Raw genomic sequence first — 23,578 nt, 5'->3', positions numbered from 1 at the left:
GAACGGAATGCTTCATTCCACAGTTAGGCGATGATTCTTTCCGCGCCCGCGTACACGTTGCAGCGCTCCCCGCGCAGGAACCCCACCAGCGTCAGCCCGAACTCCCTGGCCAGCTCCACCGCCAGCGACGACGGCGCCGACACCGCGCACACCACCGGGACGCCCGCCGCCAGCGCCTTCTGCATGATCTCGTAGCTGGCCCGCCCGCTGACCATGAGCACGTGCTCGGCCAGCGGCAACCGCCCGGCCATGGACGCCCAGCCGACCAGCTTGTCCACCGCGTTGTGGCGGCCCACGTCCTCGCGGGCCGCGGCCAGGGCGCCGTCGCGCGCGAACAGCCCGGCGGCGTGCAGGCCGCCCGTCTTGCCGAACCCGCCCTGGGCCGCGCGCAACGCGTCCGGCAGCCCGTACAGCACCTCGGGAGCCAGCGCGAGCGAGCCGCGGGGGACGGAGGCGCAGCGGTCGCGCAGCGCGTCGAGGCTCGCCGAGCCGCAGACGCCGCAGGCGCTGGAGGTGAGGAAGTGGCGGTCGAGCGCGGGCAGGTCGGGCACCGGGCCGCGCAGGCGCACCGTGACGGTGTTGTAGCGGGCCTCGGGCGGCAGGTCCTCGTCGGTGCAGTACGCGATCGACGCGACGTCGCCGTGGCGCACCAGGCCCTCGCCGTGCAGGAAGCCGGCGGCCAGCTCGAAGTCGTGCCCCGGCGTGCGCATGGTGATCGCCACCGTCCTGCGCGTGCCGTCGGGGGCGGTGAGGCGGAGCTCCAGCGGCTCCTCCGTGGCCAGGTCGTCGCGCCGCTGACGGGCGGCCGGGCCGGACAGCTCCGTGATCCTGATCCGGGTGGTCGGCCCGGGGCGCTCGCTCACCCCACCATCTTGCCTCTTCGGCCTCGCCGCGCCCGTCATCAGCCAAGATGGGGAGATGGCCGACTCACGCTACTCCGACCTCGACCGCCCGCCGCTGTCCGAGGCGTCGCTCAACCGGGCCCTGGTCCGCCCGGGCTCGATGTGGACCGGTGTCACCGTCGTCGACAGCACCGGCTCCACCAACGCCGACCTGGCCGAGGCGGCCAGGGGCGGCGCGCCCGAAGGCACGGTGCTGGTCGCGGAGGCGCAGCAGGCCGGCCGCGGGCGGCTGGGCCGCACCTGGTCGGCGCCGCCCCGTTCAGGGCTGACGTTCTCGATCCTGCTCAGGCCCGGCGTGCCGCCGCTGGCGCAGGGCTGGCTGTCGCTCCTGTACGGCGTGGCCGCCGCCTCCGCCGTACGCCGCCTGGCGGAGGTCGAGGTGGGCCTCAAGTGGCCCAACGACCTGCTGATCGGCGAGCGCAAGCTGGCCGGGGTGCTGGCCGAGCGGGTGGACGACGCGGTCGTCATCGGCATGGGCCTGAACGTCACCCTCCGCCCCGACGAGCTGCCCACCGAGACGGCCACCTCGCTGAGCATCGCGGAGGGGGCCTGCCTCGACCGTGACCCGCTGCTGCGCGCCGTGCTCAGGGAGGTCGAGGCCCACTACCGGGAGTGGACGGAGGCCAAGGGCGACGCCGACGCGTCGGGGCTGCGCGCGGCCTACCTCGCCGTCAGCGCCACGGTGGGCCGCCAGGTCAGGGTGGAGCTGCCGGGCGGGCAGACGCTGACCGGGCTCGCGACCGGCGTGGACGGCTCGGGCCACCTGCAGCTGGAGTCCGGCGGCGAGCGGTACACCCTGAGCGCGGGCGACGTGGTGCACGTGCGGGCCGTGGGCTGAGCTGCCCGTTGCGTCATGGGCATGGCCCCGGCACCCCGATGGTGGCACGATGCTGCCCATGACCCTTCCCGACCACCATCTGACGCAGGGTGAGCGGCGCGTCCGATCCTTCCACCCCCACTGGAAGCGGCTCATCGTCCCCTTCATCGCGCTGGTCCTCATCGCCGCGGCCACGGGCGCCGCGCTGTACTTCATCCCGGACTTCGAGTACGTGTCCTACGCCAGGATCGCGGTCGTCGTCATCGGGCTCATCCTGCTCACGATCTGGTCGTTCGTGCCGTACCTGCAGTGGAAGAACACCGGCTACGTGCTCACCACGCACCGCTTCACGATCAGCACGGGCGTGCTCAACAAGTCGACCGACGAGATCCCGATCACCAAGGTCAACACGGTGAGCTCGGACCAGACCTTTCCGGAGCGGCTGCTCGGCTGCGGCACGCTGACGGTCGAGTCGGCCGGTGACCGCGGGGAGATCGTGCTGAAGGACATCCCGAGGATCCAGGACGTGCGCACCGACCTGTTCAGGCTCGTCGAGGACGCCTCGGACGGCGAGGTCGACGGGCGCTGAAACAGCCGCCTCCGGCGGCGAGGTCACACGGGCGCCGAAGCAGCCGCCTCCGGCGGCGAAGGCGAGGGGCCGTCAAGTAGCCTCCTCGGGTGAGCGAAGCCCGTCCCGGCCGCCCGAGCGCCGAGGAGATCGAGCGACTGCTGGTCGGCCTGCCGCCCCGGTACACGCGGGCGGAGGTCTCCGCCAGGAGCGGGGTGCCGCGGGAGCTGGCCGAGCGCATCTGGCGCGCGCTCGGCTTCGCGCAGCGGGCGGACGACGCCGTGGCGTTCACCGAGGCCGACGTCGACGCGCTGCGCCGGGTGCGCAGCATGCTCGACGGCGGCCTGCTCGACGAGCAGACCGTGATCCGCATGGCCCGCGCGCTCGGCCAGACCACGGCCAGGCTGGCGCAGTGGCAGGCCGAGATCATGATCGGCACGATGCTCCCGTCCGAGCCGTCCGAGGGCGACCTGGCGGCGGTGCTCGGCGCGGCGCAGGTGCTGATGCCCGACTTCGAGCACGTGCTCACCCACGTCTGGCGGGCCCAGCTCGCCGCCGCCGGCACGAGACTGCTGGCCATCGCCGACGTCAACGACGAGCTGGTGCCGACCAGGGTGGCGATGGCGGTGGGGTTCGCGGACCTGGTGTCGTTCACCCGGCGCAGCCGCGAGCTCGACGAGAAGGAGCTGGCCGGGCTGGTGGAGGGGTTCGAGTCGCGGGCCTCCGACGTGGTGGCCGGCCACGGCGCCCGGCTGGTCAAGACGCTGGGCGATGAGGTGCTGTTCACCGCGCAGGGCCCCGAGCAGGCCGCGGCCGTCGCCCTCGACCTGGTGGAGACGGACGAGCTGCGCATCGGGATGGCGTACGGCCCGGTGCTGCCCATGATGGGCGACGTCTTCGGCACCACCGTCAACCTCGCCGCCCGGCTCACCGCCATCGCCCGGCCCGGCACGATCCTCGTCGACGAGTCGCTGGCCGGCGGGCTCGGCGGCGAGCCGTACGAGTTGCACAAGATCAGACGCCGTCCGGCGAGGGGTCTCGGCGTGGTGCAGCCCTATGTCTTGCGGAGATCATCCTCCTGACCCAAGATGACTGGCATGCCGTACGAAGTGCAGGGCGTGGTAGCCCGGGGCAAGGGTCAGGAAGTTTCTCTCGAGACGGTGCTCGTGCCGGATCCGGGTCCGGGCGAGGCGGTGGTGAACGTGCAGGCCTGCGGCGTGTGCCACACCGACCTGCACTATCGCGAGGGCGGGATCAGCGACGACTACCCGTTCCTGCTGGGACACGAGGCGGCGGGCACGGTGGAGGCGGTCGGCGAGGGGGTCACCGGCCTGGAGCCGGGCGACTTCGTGATCCTCAACTGGCGCGCGGTGTGCGGCCAGTGCCGTGCCTGCCTGCGCGGTCGCCCGTGGTACTGCTTCGCCACGCACAACGCCACGCAGAAGATGACGCTCAAGGACGGCACCGAGCTGTCGCCCGCGCTGGGCATCGGCGCGTTCCTGGAGAAGACGCTGGTCGCGGCCGGCCAGTGCACGAAGGTCTCGGCCGAGGCCCCGGCGCAGGTCGCGGGCCTGCTCGGGTGCGGCGTGATGGCCGGCATCGGCGCGGCCGTCAACACCGGCGGGGTCACCCGGGGCGACAGCGTGGCGGTGATCGGCTGCGGCGGCGTCGGCGACGCGGCGATCCTCGGCGCCTCGCTGGCGGGCGCCGCGAAGGTCATCGCGGTGGACGTGGACGACAGGAAGCTGGAGTGGGCGCGCGGGTTCGGCGCCACGCACACGGTCAACTCCCGCTCCGCGGACCCGGTCGAGGCGATCCGCGACCTCACCGGCGGCAACGGCGCCGACGTGGTCATCGAGGCGGTCGGCCGGCCCGAGACGTACGAGCAGGCGTTCTACGCCCGCGACCTGGCCGGCACGGTCGTGCTGGTCGGCGTGCCCACTCCCGACATGCGCATCGACCTGCCGCTGCTGGACGTGTTCGGCCGCGGCGGCGCGCTGAAGTCCTCCTGGTACGGCGACTGCCTGCCGAGCCGCGACTTCCCCATGCTGATCGACCTGTTCCTGCAGAACAGGCTGCCGCTCGACAAGTTCGTCTCCGAGACGATCGGGCTCGATCAGGTCGAGGAGGCGTTCGGCAAGATGCACCGGGGCGAGGTGCTGCGTTCGGTGGTGGTGCTCTGATGATCGACCGGATCATCACCTCGGGTACGTTCTCGCTGGACGGCGGCACCTGGGACGTCGACAACAACGTCTGGCTGGTCGGCGACGCGCGCGAGGTCGTGGTCATCGACGCGGCCCACGACGCGGCGGCGATCGCCGAGCGGGTGGGCGGGCGCACGGTCGCCGCCATCGTCTGCACGCACGCGCACAACGACCACATCAACGCCGCCCGCGACCTGGCCGCGCTGACCGGGGCGCCGATCCGGCTGCACCCGGCGGACCAGGTGTTGTGGGAGCAGGTGTACGGGCCGGAGGTGACGTACGAGCCGCTGGCCGACGGGGAGAAGCTGCTGACCGGCGGCGTCGCCCTGCAGATCCTGCACACGCCGGGGCACTCGCCGGGCGCGGTCTGCGCGTACGCGCCCGAGCTGGGGGCCGTCTTCAGCGGTGACACCCTGTTCAAGGGCGGGCCGGGGGCGACGGGCCGCTCGTACAGCTCGTTCGAGACGATCATCGAGTCGATCAGGGAGCGGCTGCTGACGCTCCCGCCGGAGACGGTCGTGCACACGGGTCACGGCGACTCGACCGCGATCGGCGCGGAGGCTCCGCACCTGGAGGAGTGGATCTCGCGAGGGCACTGACAGCGGGGGATAGGCGTTTGTGACCCACCCAACGTAGGCAAGCCTTACCAAAGTGGGTTACCTTAGGTGTGCCTAACCTTATGGCGCCCATCCCTTCGCGAGAGGTTTGTCCCTGGATGTACGTGTGCATTTGTCGTGCTGTGACCGAGAATGAGGTCCACGACTGCATCGCTGCCGGGGCAAAGAGCGCGAAGCAGATCCGCGACACCACCGGTGCTGGTGGGGACTGTGCCCGTTGTGTGCGGAAGATCTGTGCGATCCTGAAACGGTCTGACGAACTGACGACCGCATAGCCGGATAGCGATGAGGGGCCCGTCATGCAGGGCGACAAGCAGATCATCGAATTGCTCAACGAACAGCTGACCGCGGAGCTCACCGCGATCAACCAGTACTTCCTGCACGCCAAGATGCAGGAGAACTGGGGGTACACGAAGCTCGCCGAGCACACCCGCTACGAGTCGATCGACGAGATGCGCCACGCCGAGCGCCTCACCGATCGCATCCTCTTCCTGGAGGGCCTGCCCAACTACCAGCGCCTCGGGACCTTGCACATCGGCCAGACCGTCGAGGAGCAGCTGAGGGCCGACCTCGAGGTGGAGCTGTCGGTGGTGCAGCGGTTGCGGCCGGGGATCGCGCTCATGCGCGAGAAGGGCGACATCACCTCGGCGAACATCTTCGAGGACATCCTGAAGGACGAGGAAGAGCACATCGACTACCTGGAGACCGAGCTGGGGCTGATCAACAGCCTCGGGATCCAGCTCTACCTCGCCCGGTACGCCGAGCCGCCGTCCGCCGACGACTGAGCCGCCGACTGAGCCGGCGAGGACGCAAGGGGGGGTCAGGTGGGCCAGGGGCTCACCTTTCTCCATGTATGGGGCCTGACAACAAGCTGACCCGCCGGTGCGGCCCGCCCATCCCGGCGGACGACACGATCTCGGAATCGTGCACCCATGCATGATCGTCCGATGAATCGAAGGCCGAAAACGGCGGTGTTTTAATCACGACCTACCGTATTTTAGCTGTGTTTGCCCAGGTCAATGGATAGGTCAACGACAAGTCAAACCGCGCGCTGTGCCCGGGAAACGATCGCTTAAGGTCCTACGATCGCTTCATGACCTGCGTACTTCTCGCCGAGGATGACACCTCGATCTCAGAGCCACTCGCGCGTGCGCTGCGCCGCGAGGGCTATCAGGTCGAAGTGAGCCCCGACGGCCCGCAGGCCCTGGAGAGGGCCCTGTCGGGCGGCATCGACCTGATCGTTCTTGACCTTGGCCTGCCGGAGATGGACGGCCTCGAGGTCGCCCGCCGGATCCGGGCCGAGGGCCACGGCACCCCGGTGCTCATACTGACCGCCCGCGTCGACGAGGTGGACACCGTCGTCGGCCTCGACGCCGGCGCGGACGACTACGTGACCAAGCCGTTCCGGCTGGCAGAGCTGCTGGCCAGGGTGCGGGCGCTGCTGCGCCGCGGCACCTCCGAGACCCCGGTCGTCCAGGGCGTGCGCATCGACGCCGACTCGCGGCGCGCCTGGATGGGGGAGAAGGAGCTGCATCTGACCACCAAGGAGTTCGACCTGCTGCGCGTCCTGGTCCGCGACGCGGGCAAGGTCGTCACCCGCGAGCAGATCATGCGCGAGGTGTGGGACACCAACTGGTGGGGCTCCACCAAGACGCTCGACATGCACATCTCCTGGCTGCGCCGCAAGCTCGGCGACGACGCGGCCAAGCCGCGCTACATCACCACCGTCCGGGGAGTCGGCTTCCGGTTCGAGCGCGAGTAGGAGATGCGCCGCCGACTGCTCTCCTCCACCCTGGTCGTCGCGGTAATCGCGGTCCTGCTGCTGGGGGTCCCCCTGGGCGTCGTCGTCAGCCGTCTGATCGTCGATGAGGCGGCTCAGGAGCTCGGGGCGGAAGCCAAGCGTCTCGTGGGAGAGGTGGAGTACGCCCGCGTCCAGGAGACGCCGCTCGACCCCCAGCAACTGGAGCAAAAGTACCCGGGCAGGTTCATCCAGATCTGGGAGCGCGGAACCCCCCTGAGGGTGACCGTCGTCGGCGACCCCCCGCCGTCGGGTCACCTGATGACAGAGGACGCCCAGACCAACACCGGTGTCTACGTGCGGATCAGCCGCGACCGCGATCAGGTCGAGCAGGACGTACGGGCCCGCCTGCTGCTCATCGTGGCCCTGGCCGGCGCCGCCCTGGCGGTGGCCGTGAGCCTCGCCGTCGTGCAGTCACGCCGCCTGACGCTGCCCCTGCAGGACCTGGCGAAGATCGCCGAACGACTGGGCTCAGGCGACGCGCGCCCGAGCAAACACCGCTACGGCATCCCCGAGCTCGACCGCGTGGCCCAGGTGCTCGACCGCAGCGCCACCCGCATTTCCGACCTGCTCACCCGCGAACGAGAGTTCGCCACCGACGCCTCCCACCAGCTTCGCACCCCCTTGACCGGCCTGACCATGCGCCTGGAGGAGATCGTGGCCTCCGCGGGCGAGCCCGAGGTCGTGCGCGAGGAGGGCGAGGCGGCGATCGTGCAGGCCGAGCGGCTCACCGCCGTGATCGACGAGCTGCTGGCCGCAGCCCGCCGCCAGCGGCACGCCCAGGCCGAGCCGGTCGCGATCGACGAGGTGCTGGGCCAGCAGATCACCGAGTGGGAGCCGGTCTTCCGCGACGCGGGCCGCACGCTGCAGCTCGAAGGCTCCCGCGGGCTGAAGGCGATGGCCACCACCGGAGGCTTCGGCCAGGTGATCGCCTCGCTGCTGGAGAACTCGCTGCGGCACGGCGGTGGCGCCGTCTCCGTCACCACCTCGTTCGGCGGCAACTACGTGGTGACCGAGGTCGCGGACGAGGGCCCCGGCATCGCCGACGAGATCGCCCCCAAGATCTTCGAGAGGAACGTCAGCGGCGGCGGAGGCACCGGGCTCGGGCTGACGCTCGCCCGCGCGCTGGCCGCGGCCGACGGCGGCCGGCTGGAGCTCGTACGGCGGCGCCCCGCGACGTTCGCCGTCTTCCTGCGCCCGGCGGAGGACGACGGGCGGAACCGGGTGGTCAGCGGCCCGGCTTGACCCCGCCCTCGGGCAGCTCGACCGGGATCGGGTCGGTGGCCTCCAGGAACACCCACTTCTTGTACGACCAGTAGCGGAACAGCGTGCCGAGGCCCACGCCCACGATGTTGGCGATGTTGAAGCTGAGGGGGTCGTGCAGGTTGAGGGTGTAGGTGGTGAAGCCGATCGTCAGTATGCCGAACAGCAGTGCGATGCCGTTGAGCAGGAAGAACAGGAAGTATTCCCGGCGCAGGCCGCTCTGCTCGCGGTGGCGGAAGGTCCAGAAGCGGTTGCCGACGTACGCGAAGGTGGTGGAGATGATCGTGGCGAAGAGCTTGGACGTGAGCGGGCCGAGAAAGAGGTTGAACAGGTTGAGCAGGCTCGTGTCGATGACGAACGCCACGGCGCCGATGCTGCCGAACTTGGCCAGCTCGTGCACGAGGGACGAGAACCGGTGGTAGAGGCGTCTGGTGAAGTCCACGTCTCTGCTCGGTCCCTTCCCTAGTCGGCCTTGCGCCCCCAGCGTACCGGCCACGATGGAGCCCGGGTGTCAGAGGGATGAACAAAGGTCAGAAAATGGGTCTTCAGAAACTTCGTCCGATATCCGGCATACCCGTTTCGCAAGGTTTACCCTGCTGAACAGTTCGAGGGCACGCGAACGCTGGGCGGTCGTGCCCGCCGGGCGGTTCCGTCCGCCGGGCGACCCGGAACGGCCGTCCAGCCCTCGCCCGCGCGACCGGCTGCCGGGAGGCGACGCGCCTGGCTGGTCAGGGGCGCAGTCGGCGCAGTCGTTCCGTCCCGGTAAGCTCACCTGGCGTGAGTTCCTACAGCCCCATCGGACCGGTCGTCGGCATCGTCGGCGCGGGCCAGCTGGCCAGGATGTCGCAGCCGCCCGCCATCGCGCTCGGCGTCGAGCTGCGGGTGCTGGCCAACAACCCCGAGGAGAGCGCCGCCCGGGTCATCGTCGACACGCGCATCGGTGACTACCGCGATCTCGGAGACCTCCGCGAGTTCGCCAAGGGCTGCGACGTGATCACGTTCGACCACGAGCACGTGCCCACCGAGCACATCAGGGCCCTGACCGCCAACGGCTACGTCGTGCACCCCGGCGCCGACGCCCTCGTGCACGCCCAGGACAAGGCCGTCATGCGCGAGCGCCTGACCAGGATCGGCGCGCCCTGCCCCGCCTGGGCGCGGGTGTCGTCCGCCGACGACGTGGCGGGCTTCGCCGCCGAGCACGGCTGGCCCGTGGTGCTGAAGGCGGTGCGCGGCGGCTACGACGGGCGCGGCGTGTGGGTGTGCCGCACGCCCGAGGAGGTCGCCGAGGCGTTCGCGACCGGCGTGGAGCTCATGGCGGAGGCGTTCGTGCCGTTCGAGCGGGAGCTGGCCGTGCTGGTCGCCCGCTCGCCGCACGGGCAGGGCGTGAGCTACCCGGTCGTGGAGACCGTGCAGGAGAACGGCATCTGCGTCGAGGTCATCGCCCCGGCGCCCGGGCTCGACCAGGAGCAGTCCGCCCAGGCCCAGCGCATCGCCCTGACGATCGCCAACGAGCTCGGCGTGACCGGGCTGCTGGCCGTGGAGCTGTTCCAGTCGGAGAGGGGGCTGGTCGTCAACGAGCTGGCCATGCGCCCGCACAACAGCGGCCACTGGACCATCGAAGGCTCCACCACCTCCCAGTTCGAGCAGCACCTGCGGGCCGTGCTCGACCTGCCGCTCGGCGCGCCCAGGATGACCGCCCAGCACGTCGTCATGGCCAACCTGCTCGGCGGTGACGACCCCGACCTGTTCAAGCGGTACGAGCACGTCATGGCCCACGACCCGGGCATCAAGCTGCACTTCTACGGCAAGGAGGTGCGGCCGGGCCGCAAGATCGGCCACGTGACCGCCCTCGGCTCCAACCTCGACGAGGTCCGCGCCCGCGCCCGCCACGCCGCCGTCTACCTCATGACCGGGGAGTACACGTGAGAGAGCGCAGCATCCTGATCTTCTCGGTGGCTCCGAAGGAGGCGCCGTGAAGATCGGCATCGTGATGGGGAGCGACTCCGACTGGCCGGTCATGAAGGCCGCCGCGGAGGCCGTCGCCGAGTTCGGGGTGCCGTTCGAGGCCGACGTGGTGTCGGCGCACCGCATGCCCACCGAGATGATCGACTACGGCCGCCAGGCCGCCTCCCGCGGCATCCAGGTGATCATCGCCGGCGCCGGCGGGGCCGCCCACCTGCCCGGCATGCTGGCCTCGGTCACCCCGCTGCCGGTCATCGGCGTGCCGGTGCCGCTGAAGTACCTCGACGGGATGGACTCCCTGCTGTCGATCGTGCAGATGCCGGCCGGGGTGCCGGTCGCCACGGTCGCGGTCGGCGGGGCGCGTAACGCCGGGCTGCTGGCCGTACGGATCCTGGCCGCCTCCGACGCGGGGCTGCGGGAGAAGATGATGCAGTTCCAGGAGCGGTTGAAGGAGCAGGCGTACGCCAAGGGCGAGAAGCTGCGCGCTGAGGCCGCCGAGCTGTAGGAGCCTCGGTCACAGAGCCATAAGCGGCCGGTAAACCGCCTTTTTCCCGGGGGTCGTGGCGGCTAGGGTGCGGCCATGGACGACCCGACCAAGGGGCACGCGGCCCGCGTGTACGCCGCCGACCCCCTCCTTGCCGGACAGGACGAGCTGATCGCCAAGCGCGGCGAGGAGCTGCTGGAGGTGCCGGACGCCGTCGGCCTGGCCGCCGTGGACCGGCTCCACCCCGACACCCTGCCCGCGTGCTGGTCCCCGCTGGTCGTCCACCGCCTGCGCGCCCGCGCCGCGGGACCCGACCCGGAGGCCGCGCTCGGCGCGCTGCTCGACCGGTGGCTGGCCATGCCCCGCGGCGGCGAGCCCGGGCAGGCGCTCAGCGTGTTGTGGCCCAGCCACGACACCGCCCCCGTCCGGGCGCTGGCCGTCCGCGGCTTCGCCCCCATCACCTCACTGGCCGTCCGCGGCGTCCGCCCCGGCGGCCCGGGCGCGAGCGACCTGGCCGTCCGCCCGGCCCGGCCGGACGACGTCGAGGCGATGACGGGGATGTACGAGCGGCTGGTGGCGTACGACGCGCAGTGGGGGTGGGTGACGGTGCGCGCGTCCACCAGGGAGCGGCTCAGGGAGTCGGTGGAGGCCGAGGTGCTGCCGCTGAACTGGTGCTGGCTGGCCGAGGTGGACGGCCGTGCCGCAGGGTGCGTCATCGTGGAGCCGCCGGGTCGGTCCGGGTGGATCTCCCATGCCGTGAACGTCGCGCCCGCGGCGTACCTGGGGGTCATGTACGTCGAGCCGTGGGCGCGGGGCCGCGGCGTGGGCGCGGCGCTCACCGGCGTGGCGCACGAGGAGGCGGCGAGGAGGGGGGTGTCGGTCATGCTGCTGCACCACGCTCTGCCGAACCCGCTGTCGACGCCGTTCTGGGCACGGCGAGGCTACCGGCCGCTCATGACGCAGTGGGTGCGTCACCTGCGGTAGGAACGCGGCACACGGCTGGGACTATGGGCGGCCGAGGGCGCGGTAGTGCCATCCGGCGGAGCGCCACATCTCGGAGTTGAGCGCGTTGCGGCCGTCCACGATGCGCCGGGTCGCCACCACGGCCCCCAGCTCCACCGGGTCGAGCTGCAGGAACTCCTGCCACTCCGTGAGCAGCAGCACCACGTGCGCCCCGCGAACCGCTTCGACGGCCGACGTGCCGTAGTTCAGCTCGGGGTGGGCCTTGCGGGCGTTGTCGAGGGCGATCGGGTCGTACACGGTGACCTGTCCGCCCTGGTGGCCGATGGTGACGGCGACGTCGAGGGCGGGGGAGTCGCGGATGTCGTCGGAGTTCGGCTTGAAGGCCGCTCCGAGCACGCCCACGGTGCAGCCGTGGAAGGAGCCGCCGGCCAGCTCCCTGGCCAGGTCGACCATGCGGGCGCGGCGGCGCATGTTGATCGCGTCCACCTCGCGCAGGAACGTCAGCGCCTGGTCCGCCCCCAGCTCGCCGGCCCGTGCCATGAACGCCCTGATGTCCTTGGGCAGGCACCCGCCGCCGAACCCGAGCCCGGCGTTGAGGTAGCGGCCGCCGATGCGGTCGTCGTACGACAGGGCCTCGGACAGCAGCTGCACGTCGGCGTGCGCGGCCTCGCAGACCTCGGCCATGGCGTTGATGAAGGAGATCTTGGTGGCCAGGAACGCGTTGGCGGCCGTCTTGACCAGCTCGGCCGTGGCGAAGTCGGTCACCACGATCGGCACCTCGCCCAGCGGCTCGTACACCTCGCGCAGCATCTTCTCCGCCCGCTCGCTGCGCACGCCGAGCACGATGCGGTTGGGGCGCAGGGTGTCCTCGACGGCGAAGCCCTCGCGCAGGAACTCGGGGTTCCAGGCCAGCTCGGCCTCGGCGCCGGCCGGGGCGAGCCTGGCCAGCTTGTCGACCAGCCGCTCGGCCGTGCCGACGGGCACGGTGGACTTGCCGACGACCAGGCACTCGCGATCGAGGAGCGGGGCGAGGGACTCGATGGCCGCGTCCATGTACGTCACGTCGGCGGCGTACTCGCCACGCTTCTGCGGGGTGCCGACGCAGACGAAGTGCACGTCGCCGAAGGCGGCGACCTCCTCGTAGGAGGTGGTGAAGCGCAGCCGGCCGGAGTCGAGGCCGCGGCGGAGCACGGGCTCGAGGCCGGGTTCGTGGATGGGGAGCTCGCCCGCGTTGAGTCGGTTGATCTTGTCGGCGTCGATGTCGAGGCCCAGGACGTCGAACCCGAGATCAGCCATGCAGGCCGCATGGGTGATGCCCAGATATCCGGTCCCGATCACCGTGAGGCGATATGGCACGAGGGAGCTCCTTTCGATCGCGCAGGCATGCTACCGGCCCCCGCTACTCCTACGTGCCACCTGCATCTCTTCGCAAACCGTACCGGCTGGTAACAAGATGGTCGGACGTCCTAGTATCTGATGCATGAGCTTCCCTCTCTATGCGCCCGCCGAAGAGCACGACATGCTCAGGGAGACGGTCCGCGCCCTGGCCGACGAGAAGATCGCACCGCACGCCGCCGAGATCGACGAGACCGAGGAGTTCTCCTGGGACGTCTACAAGGCGCTCGTGGCGGCCGACCTGCACGCCGTACACGTGCCCGAGCAGTACGGCGGCGCCGGGGCCGACGCGCTGGCCACGGTCATCGTCATCGAGGAGGTGGCCCGCGCCTGCGCGTCCTCCTCCCTCATTCCCGCCGTCAACAAGCTCGGCACGGTCCCGCTCCTGCTCTCGGCTTCGGAGGAGCTCAAGTCCCGCTACCTGGCGCCGGTCGCCAGGGGCGAGGCGATGTTCTCGTACGCGCTGTCGGAGCCCGAGGCCGGCTCGGACGCGGCGGCCATGAAGACCCGCGCGGTGGCGGACGGGGACTCGTACGTGCTCAACGGCGTCAAGATGTGGATCACCAACGCCGGCGTCTCCGAGTACTACACCCTGATGGCGGTCACGGACCCCGCGGCCGGCGCCCGCGGCATCTCCGCCTTCCTCGTGGAGAAGTCGGACGAAGGCGTCTCGTTCGGCCCCAAGGAGAAGAAGCTCGGCATCAAGGGCTCGCCCACCCGCCAGGTCATCCTGGACAACGTCCGCATCCCCGCCGACCGCATGATCGGCGCCCCCGGCACCGGCTTCAAGACGGCCCTCGCCACCCTCGACCACACCCGCATCACCATCGCCGCCCAGGCCCTCGGCATCGCCCAGGGCGCCCTCGACTTCGCCATCGGCTACGTCAAGGAACGCAAGCAGTTCGGCCGGCCGGTGGCCGACTTCCAGGGCCTCCAGTTCATGATCGCCGACATGTCGATGAAGCTGGAGGCGGCGCGGCAGCTCACCTACCACGCGGCGGCCAAGTCGGAACGCGCGATGCACGGGGAGCCGCAGAAGGACCTGACGTTCCTGTCGAGTGCGGCGAAGTGCGCGGCTTCGGACGCGGCCATGGAGATCACGACGGATGCGGTGCAGTTGCTGGGTGGGTACGGCTACACGAAGGACTTTCCGGTGGAGCGCATGATGCGTGACGCCAAGATCACCCAGATCTACGAGGGCACCAACCAGATCCAGAGAATGGTCATGGCCCGCCAGCTTCTCAAGTAGGCGTTGACGTGCGGGAACCCGGCGCTTCCTGTGGGGTGGGCCGGGTCCGCCGAAGCGCTGACTGATCCTCGGTTCCGTCCCTGTTCCGTGATCTTTACACGACGGCCCCGGGGTGCGAGCATCACGCGGCATGGATGTCGATGAGTTCTGGGACCTGATCGAGCGTTCCGGACGTGAGACCGATACGAGGGAAGCGCGTGTCGCGTGGTTGGTGGACGAGCTCTCTCAGCGCCCGGTCGAAGAAATCATCGACTATGACATCTGGTGGACGACCACTCGGGACCGTGGTTGCACCATCGACCTCTATGCGGCGTACTGGTTCGTGTTCCAGAAGGGCTCGCTGAACGGCTTCGAGTACTTCGTGAACTGGCTCGTCGGCCTGGGGCGCGACACGTTCGAGGCTGTGGCCGACTGCCCTGATCGATTGATCGAGCTGCCGCAGGTGCTCCACCTGCTGAAGCCGAAGGACTTGTATGCCAAGCGCCGGCCTCGGAATCCGGAGCGGATGAGTGAAGATCGTCCTGAGTTCGAGTCGCTGGCCTACGTGGCGTCCGACGCCTATGAACAGGTGACCGGTAAGGACCCGACCGGACTCAGCGAAGCCGTGCACGCTCGGCGCGCTTCAGGCGGGTTCCCCCTGATCCCGGCGCTCGGCAGTGTCCCCCATGGAGAGCAGTGGGATTTCGACGATGAGCAAGAGCTGGCTCGCAGACTTCCACGGATAGCCCGTTATCGGGATCAGCGGTAACCCTCTACGCTGCCGTAGCGGCCCCTTACGGACGGAAGAAGCGCTCGTCAATCGCTCTGCGAGCGCGATCGTGGGAGCCCGGCATCATGTGGGCGTAGACGCGGAGGGTGAAGCCTGGGTCGGCGTGGCCTAGATACTCGGCGAGTTCCTTGACCGAAACGCCGCCAGTCAGCATGACGCTCGCGTAGTAGTGGCGGAGTTGGTGCAGCCCCTCTTTGCGCGAGGTGGTGTAGCGCCGGCGCTGGCGGGAGTCCTTGTCCGGCGCCGGGATCACGCCCGCAGCCACAAGAGCGGGCTTCCAGACGGCCTCGCTGTAGCTTCTGGCCTTGATGAAGTGGTCGTCTGTCCAGCGGAACAGCAGGTTGTGCGTACGAAGCTTGCCGTTCACCCTCTCCCAAGGCAGAGAGCAGGGCAACGGGGGATAGGCCGAGACGTGCCGCCTGATGGCCTCGGCCGCCCAGTCAGGCAGCGGTACGACTCGCTCACGGTCGTTCTTCGGCAGTGCGAAGACGTGGTCGGCTCCAAGCTTCTTGATCTGCCGCCGCACGCGGAGAACACGGTCCTCGGAGTCGATGTCTTCGAGGGCCAGGCCGAAGAGCTCGCCTTGCCGCAGCCCGCAGGCGGCCCCAAGCATGGGCAAGAGGCGGAAGAGTGCGGGGTGCGCGTCGATCAGGGCATGGACCCGTTCGTCTGACCACGCTGTGATCTCTTCGGCAGTGCGCTTCGGCGCCTGGACGATCGGCGACTTGGCGGGACTGCGCTTGATCGCCTCGTCGGCGACGGCAAGATCGAGAATGCCCTGAAGGACCAGGAAGGCCGTCTGTACGGTCGAGGTCTCGAAACGGCTGCTCAGGTGACTGATCCACGCCTGGATCTGGGACGGCTTGATGCTCTTCACCTGGCGCTTCGCGAACGTTGGCGCGACATGGAGCCGGTGGATGTACTCGTATCGAATCTTGGTCGATGGATCCACGATCCGCGAGGCGAGCCACCGTTCGGCGAGGTCGCCGAAGATGACTTTGCCTGCGTTTGGGTCGATGTAGTCGCCGCGGGCGATGTCAGCGCCCATGGTGGCGATCTTGCGCTCGGCGTCGGCCTTGCGGTCGTAGGCGGTCGAGCGTTCCTTGCCGTCGGGGTCCACCCAGACGGCGAGCCAGCGCTTGCCCTTGCCGTGGCGCGCGGTCTTGGCCTTCTGCGACTTGCCGTCGGGGGTTCGGACTGTCTTGGTCCAGAGGTCCTTGACGAAGGCCATGGGCTACTCCTGGTCCTGGACCCAGGACATGACGTCCTCAGGCACGTAGCGCAGGTGTCGGCCGATTCTGTGGCCTCTGGGGCCGGTGCGGTGGTGTCGCCACTGATAGAGGGTGGCGATCGGGACGCCGAGGAAGGTGGCTACGTCCTCCACGGTCCAGAGCTTGGCGAGGGTGCTCATATGCACCCTCCGGTGATGGCGGCGGCGAGGAGTTGATCGCCGAGGGAGTGGCCCTTGCCTGCGTACTCCCATGCGCTGATGACGAGGACGGTGTCTTCGTCGAAGAGCGGCAGGCGGCCGGTGGTGATGTCGGTGTCGCGGGCGTGGTGTTCTCTGGCTGCTCGGAGTTCGCCAAGGGTGGTGGAGTAGTGGCGGGAGCGGGTGGAGAAGTGGCCGCGGAAGCCGAGCATGTGGGCCCAGTCGGCGAGGCGGAGTTCGGCCAGGTCGGGCTCAGTGCCGAGCCGCAGACAGGTGGTGATGAGGCGGCGGGCGTGGTCGCGCAGGTTGTAGGCATCGAGGTTGTCGAGTGGGTTGATTCGGCGGTCAAGGGTGCCGACGCATTCGGCGGCTTTGGTGGCGTACTTGGCGATGTAGCCAGCGACGGCTTGGTCGGTGAGGTCGCCGTCCAGGGTGATGGGGCGAATGTCGAGCTGGTCGCCCCAGCGCAGGGGCCGTTCGGGCTGGTCGGCGTAGGCGGGAGCCTTGGCGGACACGGCCTTGGTGGCGTGCTGGACGGCCTGGGTCAGTACGTCGGCGGTGGCCCAGGGTGGTGGGGGTGCTTCGGGGCCGTCGGGGCCGTCGAGGCGGATGACGGCGTGGAAGTGGATGACGCCGCGGCGCTGGTATTCGGCGACCTTGGCGAAGGAGAGGGTGAGGTGGTGGCGAAGTTTCTTGAGGAGGAGGCCGCCTTGCTTGGCGAGGTGGCGGCGTACGGAGTCGGCGAAGCGCTTCCACAGCAGCGGGGCCAGGGCGTTGAACAGGACGGAGCCGGTGTAGTCGTAGCAGTCGGGGCACAGCGGTTCACCGAGGCGCGGGTCGTCCTTGCTGTGCCGTTCGGTGCAGGACATGACGTGGCCGTGTGGGCAGGTTGCGGCGTCGCGGCGGGCATGGCAGGGCTGGACCTTGCCGTTCCTCTCGCGTCGATTGTGGACCGTTCCAAAACTTGGCGCAGTGAAGGTGACGAACAGGGTCGGGTGGCTGGTGACGGTCTCGGGAACGCCCTTGCCGCCGACGAGGCCGGCGCGGATGAGGTGGTAGGTGTCGGCGCGGTAGATCTCAGCGCAGGCCGGGCAGCGGGTGGCGCGGCGGGTCTTGCACGGGACGCGCAGGATGCCGTCGGGTTCGGCGCGGGTGGTGTAGCGGTGTAGGAGTTGGCCGGTGGCTTGGTCGTAGTGGTCAACTCTGCCGCGTAGGTGGATGGGCTGGCGGCAGCCGCCGGTCTGCTTGATCTGGTTGGCCCAGCGGTCGTAGTCGGGGTGGTTGAGTCGGGCAATCATGCCCGCTTTGGCGTGCGCGGTGGCGTGGGTTGTGGGCAAGATGGTGTTCTCCTTTCGCTCGTTGGGGTGAAGGGATGGCCCTCGACCTGGCGTGTGTCTTGGCGGATGTGCGGCCAGGCCGGGGGCGCTGCGCGTTAGGCGCCGTGGTTGTCGATGCCGGTGCCGTCGCAGTCGCGGCAGCGGGCGTTCTCGGGATCGAGGCCGGTGCCGTTGCAGGTGCAGCAGCAGTAATGGATCACCTCGTTCATCTCGGTCACTTCTGCCTGTTGCGAGCGGTGGTGAGGTAGATGCGCCAGTGGTGAGGGCGGGTGCGGTCCAGGTAGGCGCGTGAGACGCCGATGACGGTGAAGTGCAGGCGCAGGCGGAACAGGGCGTCGATGATTTCGGCTCGGGTGCCGTCGATGCGGATGCGCATGGTCGGGTCCTCTCCTGATCAGGTGGCGGGTGCGGGGTCGGATTGGATGCAGCCGCGGTAGCTGGCTTCGGCGTCGTGGCGGGCGCGGGCGGCGGCCAGGATGGCGACGGCGCGGTATTCCACCGGGCCGAACAGGCGCGAGGTGGCGTAGTGGCTGTAGGGGGAGTCCTCGTAGTCGATCTGTGAGCCGACGAGGGTGGCGATCTGGTCGATCTCGGCGCGCTGGTCGGCGTCGCTGGTCTGGTCGGGGAAGTGGTGGACGGTGACGCTGGAGGAGACGGGTACGTCGGGATGGGTTTCGAGGAAGGCGGCCAGGTCGAGCAGGCCGTTGATGAGGGCGGTGCGGTGGTCGTACGTCATGAGTTGGGTTCTCCCTTCAGGCGGTGCGCAGGGTGCGCAGCAGGGCGGTGGCGAGCTGGCTGGAGACGCCCAGGCGGGTACGCAGGGCGTCACCGGTGATGGGCTTGCCATGCCGGGCGTGGTGTTCGTCGGCGATCCGTTGGGCGTAGTCGACGAGTGCGGGCGCGAGAGCGTCAGCCTGCTCGTCCTGGGTGTCGTTCTCGTCCTGTGCTTGGTTCGGGATGAGTTCCGGGACTGGAGGCGAGGTCAGGAGCGGCGCGGGCTCACGCGCGAACGGTTCGAGGCGTGTGGCGCGGCGTTCGAGCATCGAGACGGCGATGAGGAAGGCGCCGGCCGGGGTGGCGGCGGTGATCCAGCCCCAGACGGTCGGGTCGGCTTGGGCGAGGTTGGCGGCCAGAGACAGGATGATGCCGCCGGTCAGAACAAGGACGGGCCAGGAGAGCGGGCCGCGCTGGGTGCGGCCGGTCTTCTTGTCACGCTGGCGTTCGCGGGCGGCCATAACGCAGGTCAGGTCGATGCAGACGGCGATGGCCCAGGACATCCAGCCGGTCTGGCCGTGCTGGCTGGCAGTGTCGCGGATGTGGGTGAACGATCCGGCACCCGCGATGACGGCCAGGACGAGGACCGGGCCGGTGTCGAGCATCCAGCAGGCGAAGCGTCGCATCGTTCCTCCCTTCGTGGTTCAGGCGTCGAGCAGGTGGGACGGGTCGTAGTCGGGCAGGTGGGCGGTGATCTCGTCCCAGGCGGGTGTGAGGTGGGCATGGGTGCGGGCGGCGTGTTCGGCGGCTTGCTCGGTGACGTAGAAGGAGCGGGCGCGGTACCACTGGCCGTCCTGACCGGCGACGATGGCCACGCCGGGCGTTTCGGCGGCGATGGCGCGAGCGGAGACCAGCGCGGCCGGGTCCAGATCGCCGAGGGTCATCGTGGCGGTCTCGGGATCATTGACGCGGTGGCAGATCCGTCCGGAGCACTGGGCTCGGAGCGCGGTGACGCCGGGGCCGAGGTCGGAGCCGATCCTTTGGCCGCAGCAGAACAGGTAGATGCCGAACGCCCGCCCAAGCTGGGCGACCCGCAGCAGCGCGGTGGACGTCTTGGCGATCTCGTCCTTCTCGGACTTGTCGGCCATCAGGTAGAGCTCGGCCAGCTCATCCACCAGGACCACGACCGGGACCGGCCGGACGCCGGGCGGGAGCTGCCAGATGTTGCGGGCACCGGCCTGTCGGCATAGCCCCATCCGGTCGATCATCAGGGCGACCAGGTCATCCAGCAGGCCGACGGACTCGGCGCGGCAGGTGGCCAGCGCCGACAGCCGAGGCGCGTACGGGGTGAACTCCACGCCGCCCTTGAGGTCGAAGCCGACGAGGGCGACGGGTTGCCGGGCGAGGCCGACGATAAGTGCGTTGGCCAGGTTGGATTTGCCGGACTGGGTGGCTCCCGCGTTGATCCAGTGCGGCACGGTGCGGAAGTCGATGAGCCAGGGTTTGCCGGTCTCCAGCCGCCCCACGGTCACCTTGAGCAGCTCAGGCGAAGGCGGGAGCTCATCGACCTTGACCAGCGGGTCACGCATGGTGGCCATCAGGACGACCCGGCCGGGCCTGGGGGAGGACACACGGATGGCGTGTACGCCCCAGGAGTGGGCGAGGCGTTCGGCGGCGTCGGCGTAGTCGCCGGGCGTCTGGCCCTCCAGGGTGTGCAGGGTAACGCGCCAGCCGTGCCGGGTCGGCAGTGGCAGCCACATGAACGGTTTGGTGTCCACGGCGATGCGCTGCCATTTGCGCCGGACCCGGACGACGCCGGTGGAGGCGACCAGGCCGGGGACGGTGGTGAACCAGAAGCGCTGCCGCTTCTTGGTCAGATTGCAGCCGAGGGCGACCCGCCGCCACGAGGCGCGTACTGACAGGGCGACGAGCGGGAAGCCGAGCGCGAGCCAGAAGGACGGGTAGTGGCAGCGGCGCCAGGCCCACAGCCCGGCCGCAAGGGCGGCCAGGACTGCGAGCACCAGCAGCGCGTCACGCATCGGCCGTCTCCTTGATCGAGAGCAGGGCGTTGGCGCGGTAGGCGATGCCCCATCGGCCGGCGATCTCCCAGACGTAGCCGAGCAGGCCGACGGCGTTGACCTGATCGCCGACGCTGATGGGCGGTTCGCCGGTGATGCCGATCTTGACGAGTTCGATCCGGCCGAACTCGTCTTCGACGGAGACGGTGACCTCGTAGACGGTGTTGCCGTTCTTGTCGGTCTTGATCTCGCCGGTGTCCTTGTTGAGCACCCGCGGACGCGGGCCCTTGACGCAGGTGATGGCGAGCTTGCTGACATCGACAGGGATCGGGACGGAACGCATGAGCTGTGACCTCCTCTTTCGTCGTTCACCAACATAGTTAACCTAGTTGGCTTGGTTGTCAATGTGTTCTCGGTTGGCTTGGTCGGCGTTTCGTGATGTGATGGGATGGCGATGGTTCAGAACACCGGCCGCCCCGGCTACCTCCAGATCGCCGACGATCTCCGCACGCAGATCCGCGGCGGCTCTCTCGCGCCCGGAACCCCACTGCCCTCCACCGCCCAACTCGCCGAGCGGTACGACGCCTCGCTGAGCGTGGTGAAGATGGCCGTCGGCATCCTGCGCAACGAAGGCCTGGTGATCGGCCAGCAGGGCAAGGGCGTCTTCGTCCGTGACACCGAGGAACGCCCCGCCGGCGACGAGCAGGCCGGCCTGGCCGAGCTGCGCGCCACCGTGCGGGACCTGTCGGTACGGCTGGCGAAGGTCGAGGAGCAGTTGGCTACGTCCACGTCACGCCGTCCCGGACGTAGCAGCCGGTAACCTTCCGGGCCAGCGACGCCGAAGCCCCGCCGGGGTGCCTGCGCAGGCTCAGGGCCTTGTCCTGCCGGCGGATGCCGACCAGGACCATGACGTAGCCAACCAGCAGAGTGAAGCTGAGCAGGACGGCGACGATCAGCGGAAGCCAGCTCACGTCCAGCTCACCCCCATCGCGGCAGCGGCGCGGGGACCGCGCGGGGGACGCCGGGTCTCCGAACGCCGGTTGCGCCGGTTCCTGGCCCGCTCCTTACGCGCCCACCGGTCGCGCGCCAGGCACTTGGTGCAACGCGTCTGTCCCTCGGTCAGGGCGTTGCCGCACTCGCAGGCGGGCGTCTCGCTCAGGATGGTGATCTCGATGTTCATGAGTGCATCTCCTCCTTCGGTTGCTGCCGTTGTGGCCTTGTGCAATCGAGGATGCGACGCAGAGTCAGGACGAGATCACTACACGACGGGACATGTTCAAGACGTCCGGCCTACGATGGCCAGGTCCCCGGACGTCCTTGGGAGCAGGTGAAATGGCGAACGAACGGCTACGCGCGGCGCTGTTGCAGAAGGGTGCGAGCATCGCGGACCTGGCCGAGGCGATCGAGGTCGATCCCAAGACCGTCGAGCGGTGGATCACCAAGGGCCGCGAGCCGTACAGAAAGCACCGCTTTGCCACGGCTTCCTACCTGGGCGTGGACGAGACGTACCTGTGGCCGCAAGCCCTCTCCCGGGAGCAGGTGGTCGCCGCGTCCGAGAGCGAAGTCCTGGCGATCTATCCACACCGGTGGGCCGTACCCCGGGACACGTGGGGACGTCTGTTCACCGCCGCGTCCGAGGAGATCGGCGTCCTGGTCTACAGCGGGTTGTTTCTCGCCGACGACGCCGCCATGGTGCGACTGCTCGGCGAGAAGGCGCGGGCGGGCGTGCGGGTGCGAATCCTGCTCGGAGATCCTGATTGTGCCGAGGTCGCCCAGCGCGGTCAGGACGAGGGCGTGGGGGATGGCATGGCCTCGCAGATCCGTACCGCTCTGGTGCTCTACCGGCCGCTGTTCGGCCTGGACAACTTCGAGCTGCGGTTGCATCAGACGATCCTGTACAACTCGATCTACCGGGCCGATGACGACCTCCTGATCAACATGCACGTGTACGGCATGCGTGCCGGGAACGCGCCCGTGCTGCATCTGCGCAGGGTGGCCGGCGGGGAGATGGTCACCACCTACGCTGACAGCTTCGAGAAGGTCTGGGCCGGGGCCGTCCCGGTGGAGTCCTGACCGTGGCCAAGCGCATCGACTTCTACGACGACCCCGACGCGCCCGAGCCCGACAGCTTGGTCCCGTCCGTGAACGTCATCGTCACCAACCCGGTCGGGGACGTCTTGATGATCCGCCGCAGCGACAACGACAACTGGGCTGTACCTGGGGGTGCCGTCGACCTGGGCGAGTCCATCCCGGAGGCGGCCATCCGGGAGACGGCCGAGGAGACTGGGATCACGTGTGAGATCACCGGCCTGGTCGGCACCTACAGCGACCCCCGGCACGTGATCCTCTACACCAGCGACGGCGAGGCCCGCCAAGAGTTCTCCATCGTCCTGACCGGCCGCGCCATCCAGGGCGAGCCGACCCCGAGCGAGGAGTCCCGAGAGGTCCGCTGGGTGCCTCGGGATGAGGTCATGGCGCTGCCGATGGACCGGTCGATGCGGATGCGGATCGAGCACTACCTAACCGGCCCCGGCCTGCCGTACATCGGATAGCGCCGCCTCCACCGACCGCACCGACGACACGATGCACGGCGTGGCATCCGTGATCGACCGGCTCACCACATGCTCAGGCCCATACCGGGAATGGATCTCGGCCAGCCGGTCGAGAACGTCCACGTGCCGGCCGTCCGGGCCGGTGGTCATGTCGCAGTAGGTGAGCGCTCTGGCCAGGTCCGGTCGTTCCTGGTCGAACTCCTTGGCCAGGACGTCGAGCAGGTCCCGCTGCCGGGCCTCGTTGTCGGCACACGAGTGGTAGGCCACCAGGCGGCACAGCCGCTCGTCCGCCTGGGCCACGTCGCGTAGGTAGCGGGCGCCGTCGAGTTGGTGCATGCCAGTGTTGACGAGGTCGGGGGCGTAGCCGATGTCATGCAGCAGGCAGGCGGCGATCAGCGTGTCGGTGTCCTCGCCGAGCACCGCAGCCAGGGACTCGGCCCGGTCGGCGACCCCCTGAGTGTGCGCCCACCGCCGGGGCAACGTCGTCGCCAGCAGGTCCTTGGCCAGGCCATATGCCCATTCGGTATGTCCCACGTG

At 69.5% G+C, this 23,578-nt stretch carries 31 protein-coding genes; 17 read left to right on the top strand and 14 right to left on the bottom strand.

Features of this window, described 5'->3' with window-relative positions; genetic code table 11:
• Window positions 1-23: 23 nt before the first annotated feature.
• Complete coding sequence (gene fdhD, locus HD597_RS44270; protein ID WP_253751943.1) at window positions 24-863, bottom strand: formate dehydrogenase accessory sulfurtransferase FdhD; 840 nt, start codon at window positions 861-863, stop codon at window positions 24-26.
• Window positions 864-918: 55 nt separating this feature from the next.
• Here fdhD and HD597_RS44265 point away from each other — a divergent pair, with 55 nt between their 5' ends.
• The 9 genes from HD597_RS44265 to HD597_RS44225 all read left to right on the top strand — a co-directional run bounded on the left by HD597_RS44265 (window position 919) and on the right by HD597_RS44225 (window position 8,151).
• Window positions 919-1,740: a biotin--[acetyl-CoA-carboxylase] ligase gene (locus tag HD597_RS44265; RefSeq protein WP_253751940.1), complete on the top strand. Its 822-nt coding sequence runs from the start codon at window positions 919-921 to the stop codon at window positions 1,738-1,740.
• A 58-nt stretch (window positions 1,741-1,798) separates the two neighbouring features.
• The gene (locus tag HD597_RS44260) at window positions 1,799-2,308 is read left to right on the top strand and encodes a PH domain-containing protein (RefSeq protein WP_253751938.1); all 510 of its coding nucleotides are present in this window, start codon (window positions 1,799-1,801) and stop codon (window positions 2,306-2,308) included.
• 89 nt (window positions 2,309-2,397) lie between these two features.
• Window positions 2,398-3,369, top strand: a complete 972-nt coding sequence (locus HD597_RS44255) for an adenylate/guanylate cyclase domain-containing protein (protein WP_253751935.1) — start codon at window positions 2,398-2,400, stop codon at window positions 3,367-3,369.
• 15 nt (window positions 3,370-3,384) lie between these two features.
• The gene (locus tag HD597_RS44250; RefSeq protein ID WP_253751932.1) at window positions 3,385-4,470 is read left to right on the top strand and encodes an S-(hydroxymethyl)mycothiol dehydrogenase; all 1,086 of its coding nucleotides are present in this window, start codon (window positions 3,385-3,387) and stop codon (window positions 4,468-4,470) included.
• Window positions 4,470-5,090 (top strand): MBL fold metallo-hydrolase, encoded by a 621-nt coding sequence (locus tag HD597_RS44245; protein ID WP_253751929.1) that lies wholly within the window; start codon window positions 4,470-4,472, stop codon window positions 5,088-5,090. Before HD597_RS44250 ends, HD597_RS44245 begins: the two co-directional genes overlap by 1 nt.
• Before the next feature lie 80 nt (window positions 5,091-5,170).
• Complete coding sequence (locus HD597_RS44240) at window positions 5,171-5,383, top strand: (2Fe-2S)-binding protein (RefSeq protein WP_308210815.1); 213 nt, start codon at window positions 5,171-5,173, stop codon at window positions 5,381-5,383.
• A 24-nt stretch (window positions 5,384-5,407) separates the two neighbouring features.
• A complete protein-coding gene (bfr, locus tag HD597_RS44235; RefSeq protein WP_253751926.1) occupies window positions 5,408-5,893 on the top strand; it encodes a bacterioferritin in 486 nt (161 codons plus the stop codon).
• Window positions 5,894-6,201: 308 nt separating this feature from the next.
• Window positions 6,202-6,870 (top strand): response regulator transcription factor, encoded by a 669-nt coding sequence (locus HD597_RS44230; protein WP_043620820.1) that lies wholly within the window; start codon window positions 6,202-6,204, stop codon window positions 6,868-6,870.
• Between the two features lie 3 nt (window positions 6,871-6,873).
• Complete coding sequence (locus HD597_RS44225) at window positions 6,874-8,151, top strand: ATP-binding protein (protein ID WP_253751923.1); 1,278 nt, start codon at window positions 6,874-6,876, stop codon at window positions 8,149-8,151.
• On the opposite strand, the gene HD597_RS44220 is transcribed toward HD597_RS44225, so the two are convergent.
• Window positions 8,135-8,611, bottom strand: a complete 477-nt coding sequence (locus HD597_RS44220) for a GtrA family protein (protein ID WP_253751919.1) — start codon at window positions 8,609-8,611, stop codon at window positions 8,135-8,137. The two genes, HD597_RS44225 and HD597_RS44220, sit on opposite strands and share 17 nt — an antisense overlap.
• A gap of 335 nt (window positions 8,612-8,946) precedes the next feature.
• Here HD597_RS44220 and HD597_RS44215 point away from each other — a divergent pair, with 335 nt between their 5' ends.
• The 3 genes from HD597_RS44215 to HD597_RS44205 all read left to right on the top strand — a co-directional run bounded on the left by HD597_RS44215 (window position 8,947) and on the right by HD597_RS44205 (window position 11,599).
• The gene (locus tag HD597_RS44215; RefSeq protein ID WP_308210814.1) at window positions 8,947-10,095 is read left to right on the top strand and encodes a 5-(carboxyamino)imidazole ribonucleotide synthase; all 1,149 of its coding nucleotides are present in this window, start codon (window positions 8,947-8,949) and stop codon (window positions 10,093-10,095) included.
• Between the two features lie 46 nt (window positions 10,096-10,141).
• Window positions 10,142-10,636, top strand: coding sequence for a 5-(carboxyamino)imidazole ribonucleotide mutase (gene purE, locus HD597_RS44210; RefSeq protein WP_308210812.1), 495 nt, complete (start codon window positions 10,142-10,144; stop codon window positions 10,634-10,636).
• 75 nt (window positions 10,637-10,711) lie between these two features.
• On the top strand, window positions 10,712-11,599 hold the full coding sequence (locus HD597_RS44205; RefSeq protein WP_253751916.1) for a GNAT family N-acetyltransferase: 888 nt from the start codon (window positions 10,712-10,714) through the stop codon (window positions 11,597-11,599).
• A 21-nt stretch (window positions 11,600-11,620) separates the two neighbouring features.
• On the opposite strand, the gene HD597_RS44200 is transcribed toward HD597_RS44205, so the two are convergent.
• On the bottom strand, window positions 11,621-12,934 hold the full coding sequence (locus HD597_RS44200; RefSeq protein WP_253751913.1) for a UDP-glucose dehydrogenase family protein: 1,314 nt from the start codon (window positions 12,932-12,934) through the stop codon (window positions 11,621-11,623).
• 124 nt (window positions 12,935-13,058) lie between these two features.
• Here HD597_RS44200 and HD597_RS44195 point away from each other — a divergent pair, with 124 nt between their 5' ends.
• The gene (locus HD597_RS44195; protein ID WP_253751911.1) at window positions 13,059-14,222 is read left to right on the top strand and encodes an acyl-CoA dehydrogenase family protein; all 1,164 of its coding nucleotides are present in this window, start codon (window positions 13,059-13,061) and stop codon (window positions 14,220-14,222) included.
• A gap of 130 nt (window positions 14,223-14,352) precedes the next feature.
• Window positions 14,353-14,970: a DUF4240 domain-containing protein gene (locus HD597_RS44190; RefSeq protein ID WP_253751908.1), complete on the top strand. Its 618-nt coding sequence runs from the start codon at window positions 14,353-14,355 to the stop codon at window positions 14,968-14,970.
• Window positions 14,971-14,995: 25 nt separating this feature from the next.
• On the opposite strand, the gene HD597_RS44185 is transcribed toward HD597_RS44190, so the two are convergent.
• The 8 genes from HD597_RS44185 to HD597_RS44150 all read right to left on the bottom strand — a co-directional run bounded on the left by HD597_RS44185 (window position 14,996) and on the right by HD597_RS44150 (window position 20,832).
• A complete protein-coding gene (locus HD597_RS44185) occupies window positions 14,996-16,222 on the bottom strand; it encodes a tyrosine-type recombinase/integrase (protein WP_253751905.1) in 1,227 nt (408 codons plus the stop codon).
• Window positions 16,223-16,225: 3 nt separating this feature from the next.
• Window positions 16,226-16,402 carry a helix-turn-helix transcriptional regulator gene (locus tag HD597_RS44180; protein ID WP_043627595.1) on the bottom strand — a complete coding sequence of 59 codons (177 nt, stop codon included), beginning with the start codon at window positions 16,400-16,402 and terminating at the stop codon, window positions 16,226-16,228.
• On the bottom strand, window positions 16,399-17,718 hold the full coding sequence (locus HD597_RS44175; RefSeq protein ID WP_253759729.1) for a replication initiator: 1,320 nt from the start codon (window positions 17,716-17,718) through the stop codon (window positions 16,399-16,401). Before HD597_RS44175 ends, HD597_RS44180 begins: the two co-directional genes overlap by 4 nt.
• 253 nt (window positions 17,719-17,971) lie before the next feature.
• Window positions 17,972-18,133: a hypothetical protein gene (locus HD597_RS44170; protein ID WP_253751902.1), complete on the bottom strand. Its 162-nt coding sequence runs from the start codon at window positions 18,131-18,133 to the stop codon at window positions 17,972-17,974.
• Between the two features lie 18 nt (window positions 18,134-18,151).
• Window positions 18,152-18,493, bottom strand: coding sequence for a hypothetical protein (locus HD597_RS44165; protein WP_253751899.1), 342 nt, complete (start codon window positions 18,491-18,493; stop codon window positions 18,152-18,154).
• A gap of 16 nt (window positions 18,494-18,509) precedes the next feature.
• Window positions 18,510-19,157: a DUF2637 domain-containing protein gene (locus HD597_RS44160; protein ID WP_253751896.1), complete on the bottom strand. Its 648-nt coding sequence runs from the start codon at window positions 19,155-19,157 to the stop codon at window positions 18,510-18,512.
• 18 nt (window positions 19,158-19,175) lie between these two features.
• Window positions 19,176-20,510 carry an FtsK/SpoIIIE domain-containing protein gene (locus tag HD597_RS44155; protein WP_253751894.1) on the bottom strand — a complete coding sequence of 445 codons (1,335 nt, stop codon included), beginning with the start codon at window positions 20,508-20,510 and terminating at the stop codon, window positions 19,176-19,178.
• Window positions 20,503-20,832 (bottom strand): SCO3933 family regulatory protein, encoded by a 330-nt coding sequence (locus tag HD597_RS44150; protein WP_253751891.1) that lies wholly within the window; start codon window positions 20,830-20,832, stop codon window positions 20,503-20,505. Before HD597_RS44150 ends, HD597_RS44155 begins: the two co-directional genes overlap by 8 nt.
• A 105-nt stretch (window positions 20,833-20,937) precedes the next feature.
• On the opposite strand from HD597_RS44150, the gene HD597_RS44145 reads away from it, so the two are divergent.
• On the top strand, window positions 20,938-21,309 hold the full coding sequence (locus HD597_RS44145; RefSeq protein WP_253751888.1) for a GntR family transcriptional regulator: 372 nt from the start codon (window positions 20,938-20,940) through the stop codon (window positions 21,307-21,309).
• Here HD597_RS44145 and HD597_RS44140 read toward each other — a convergent pair.
• Window positions 21,269-21,460: a hypothetical protein gene (locus tag HD597_RS44140; protein ID WP_253751886.1), complete on the bottom strand. Its 192-nt coding sequence runs from the start codon at window positions 21,458-21,460 to the stop codon at window positions 21,269-21,271. The genes HD597_RS44145 and HD597_RS44140 overlap by 41 nt on opposite strands.
• Window positions 21,457-21,669, bottom strand: a complete 213-nt coding sequence (locus tag HD597_RS44135; protein ID WP_253751883.1) for a hypothetical protein — start codon at window positions 21,667-21,669, stop codon at window positions 21,457-21,459. Before HD597_RS44135 ends, HD597_RS44140 begins: the two co-directional genes overlap by 4 nt.
• A 152-nt stretch (window positions 21,670-21,821) precedes the next feature.
• Here HD597_RS44135 and HD597_RS44130 point away from each other — a divergent pair, with 152 nt between their 5' ends.
• Complete coding sequence (locus HD597_RS44130; RefSeq protein ID WP_253751880.1) at window positions 21,822-22,562, top strand: helix-turn-helix domain-containing protein; 741 nt, start codon at window positions 21,822-21,824, stop codon at window positions 22,560-22,562.
• 2 nt (window positions 22,563-22,564) lie between these two features.
• Window positions 22,565-23,041 (top strand): NUDIX hydrolase, encoded by a 477-nt coding sequence (locus tag HD597_RS44125; RefSeq protein WP_253751877.1) that lies wholly within the window; start codon window positions 22,565-22,567, stop codon window positions 23,039-23,041.
• On the opposite strand, the gene HD597_RS44120 is transcribed toward HD597_RS44125, so the two are convergent.
• Window positions 23,009-23,575, bottom strand: a complete 567-nt coding sequence (locus HD597_RS44120; RefSeq protein ID WP_308210810.1) for an HD domain-containing protein — start codon at window positions 23,573-23,575, stop codon at window positions 23,009-23,011. The two genes, HD597_RS44125 and HD597_RS44120, sit on opposite strands and share 33 nt — an antisense overlap.
• Between the last annotated feature and the right edge of the window lie 3 nt (window positions 23,576-23,578).

Origin of the sequence: Nonomuraea thailandensis (genome assembly GCF_024172165.1) — a bacterium.
Lineage (GTDB): Bacteria > Actinomycetota > Actinomycetes > Streptosporangiales > Streptosporangiaceae > Nonomuraea > Nonomuraea thailandensis.
Note: the sequence above shows the minus strand (reverse complement) of the source record. Positions and strands in the feature narration are given on the sequence as shown.

What these genes read in the sequence shown, in the direction of transcription:
- HD597_RS44170 (WP_253751902.1), bottom strand. Translation starts at nt 18,133, where the DNA reads ATGCGCATCCGCATCGACGGCACCCGAGCCGAAATCATCGACGCCCTG.
- HD597_RS44180 (WP_043627595.1), bottom strand. Translation starts at nt 16,402, where the DNA reads ATGAGCACCCTCGCCAAGCTCTGGACCGTGGAGGACGTAGCCACCTTC.
- HD597_RS44190 (WP_253751908.1), top strand. Translation starts at nt 14,353, where the DNA reads ATGGATGTCGATGAGTTCTGGGACCTGATCGAGCGTTCCGGACGTGAG.
- HD597_RS44250 (WP_253751932.1), top strand. Translation starts at nt 3,385, where the DNA reads ATGCCGTACGAAGTGCAGGGCGTGGTAGCCCGGGGCAAGGGTCAGGAA.
- HD597_RS44195 (WP_253751911.1), top strand. Translation starts at nt 13,059, where the DNA reads ATGAGCTTCCCTCTCTATGCGCCCGCCGAAGAGCACGACATGCTCAGG.
- HD597_RS44175 (WP_253759729.1), bottom strand. Translation starts at nt 17,718, where the DNA reads ATGATTGCCCGACTCAACCACCCCGACTACGACCGCTGGGCCAACCAG.
- HD597_RS44160 (WP_253751896.1), bottom strand. Translation starts at nt 19,157, where the DNA reads ATGCGACGCTTCGCCTGCTGGATGCTCGACACCGGCCCGGTCCTCGTC.
- HD597_RS44150 (WP_253751891.1), bottom strand. Translation starts at nt 20,832, where the DNA reads ATGCGTTCCGTCCCGATCCCTGTCGATGTCAGCAAGCTCGCCATCACC.
- HD597_RS44130 (WP_253751880.1), top strand. Translation starts at nt 21,822, where the DNA reads ATGGCGAACGAACGGCTACGCGCGGCGCTGTTGCAGAAGGGTGCGAGC.
- HD597_RS44165 (WP_253751899.1), bottom strand. Translation starts at nt 18,493, where the DNA reads ATGACGTACGACCACCGCACCGCCCTCATCAACGGCCTGCTCGACCTG.
- HD597_RS44155 (WP_253751894.1), bottom strand. Translation starts at nt 20,510, where the DNA reads ATGCGTGACGCGCTGCTGGTGCTCGCAGTCCTGGCCGCCCTTGCGGCC.
- HD597_RS44225 (WP_253751923.1), top strand. Translation starts at nt 6,874, where the DNA reads ATGCGCCGCCGACTGCTCTCCTCCACCCTGGTCGTCGCGGTAATCGCG.
- HD597_RS44135 (WP_253751883.1), bottom strand. Translation starts at nt 21,669, where the DNA reads ATGAACATCGAGATCACCATCCTGAGCGAGACGCCCGCCTGCGAGTGC.
- HD597_RS44240 (WP_308210815.1), top strand. Translation starts at nt 5,171, where the DNA reads ATGGCGCCCATCCCTTCGCGAGAGGTTTGTCCCTGGATGTACGTGTGC.
- HD597_RS44265 (WP_253751940.1), top strand. Translation starts at nt 919, where the DNA reads ATGGCCGACTCACGCTACTCCGACCTCGACCGCCCGCCGCTGTCCGAG.
- HD597_RS44185 (WP_253751905.1), bottom strand. Translation starts at nt 16,222, where the DNA reads ATGGCCTTCGTCAAGGACCTCTGGACCAAGACAGTCCGAACCCCCGAC.
- HD597_RS44145 (WP_253751888.1), top strand. Translation starts at nt 20,938, where the DNA reads ATGGCGATGGTTCAGAACACCGGCCGCCCCGGCTACCTCCAGATCGCC.
- HD597_RS44260 (WP_253751938.1), top strand. Translation starts at nt 1,799, where the DNA reads ATGACCCTTCCCGACCACCATCTGACGCAGGGTGAGCGGCGCGTCCGA.
- HD597_RS44205 (WP_253751916.1), top strand. Translation starts at nt 10,712, where the DNA reads ATGGACGACCCGACCAAGGGGCACGCGGCCCGCGTGTACGCCGCCGAC.
- HD597_RS44230 (WP_043620820.1), top strand. Translation starts at nt 6,202, where the DNA reads ATGACCTGCGTACTTCTCGCCGAGGATGACACCTCGATCTCAGAGCCA.
- HD597_RS44245 (WP_253751929.1), top strand. Translation starts at nt 4,470, where the DNA reads ATGATCGACCGGATCATCACCTCGGGTACGTTCTCGCTGGACGGCGGC.
- bfr (WP_253751926.1), top strand. Translation starts at nt 5,408, where the DNA reads ATGCAGGGCGACAAGCAGATCATCGAATTGCTCAACGAACAGCTGACC.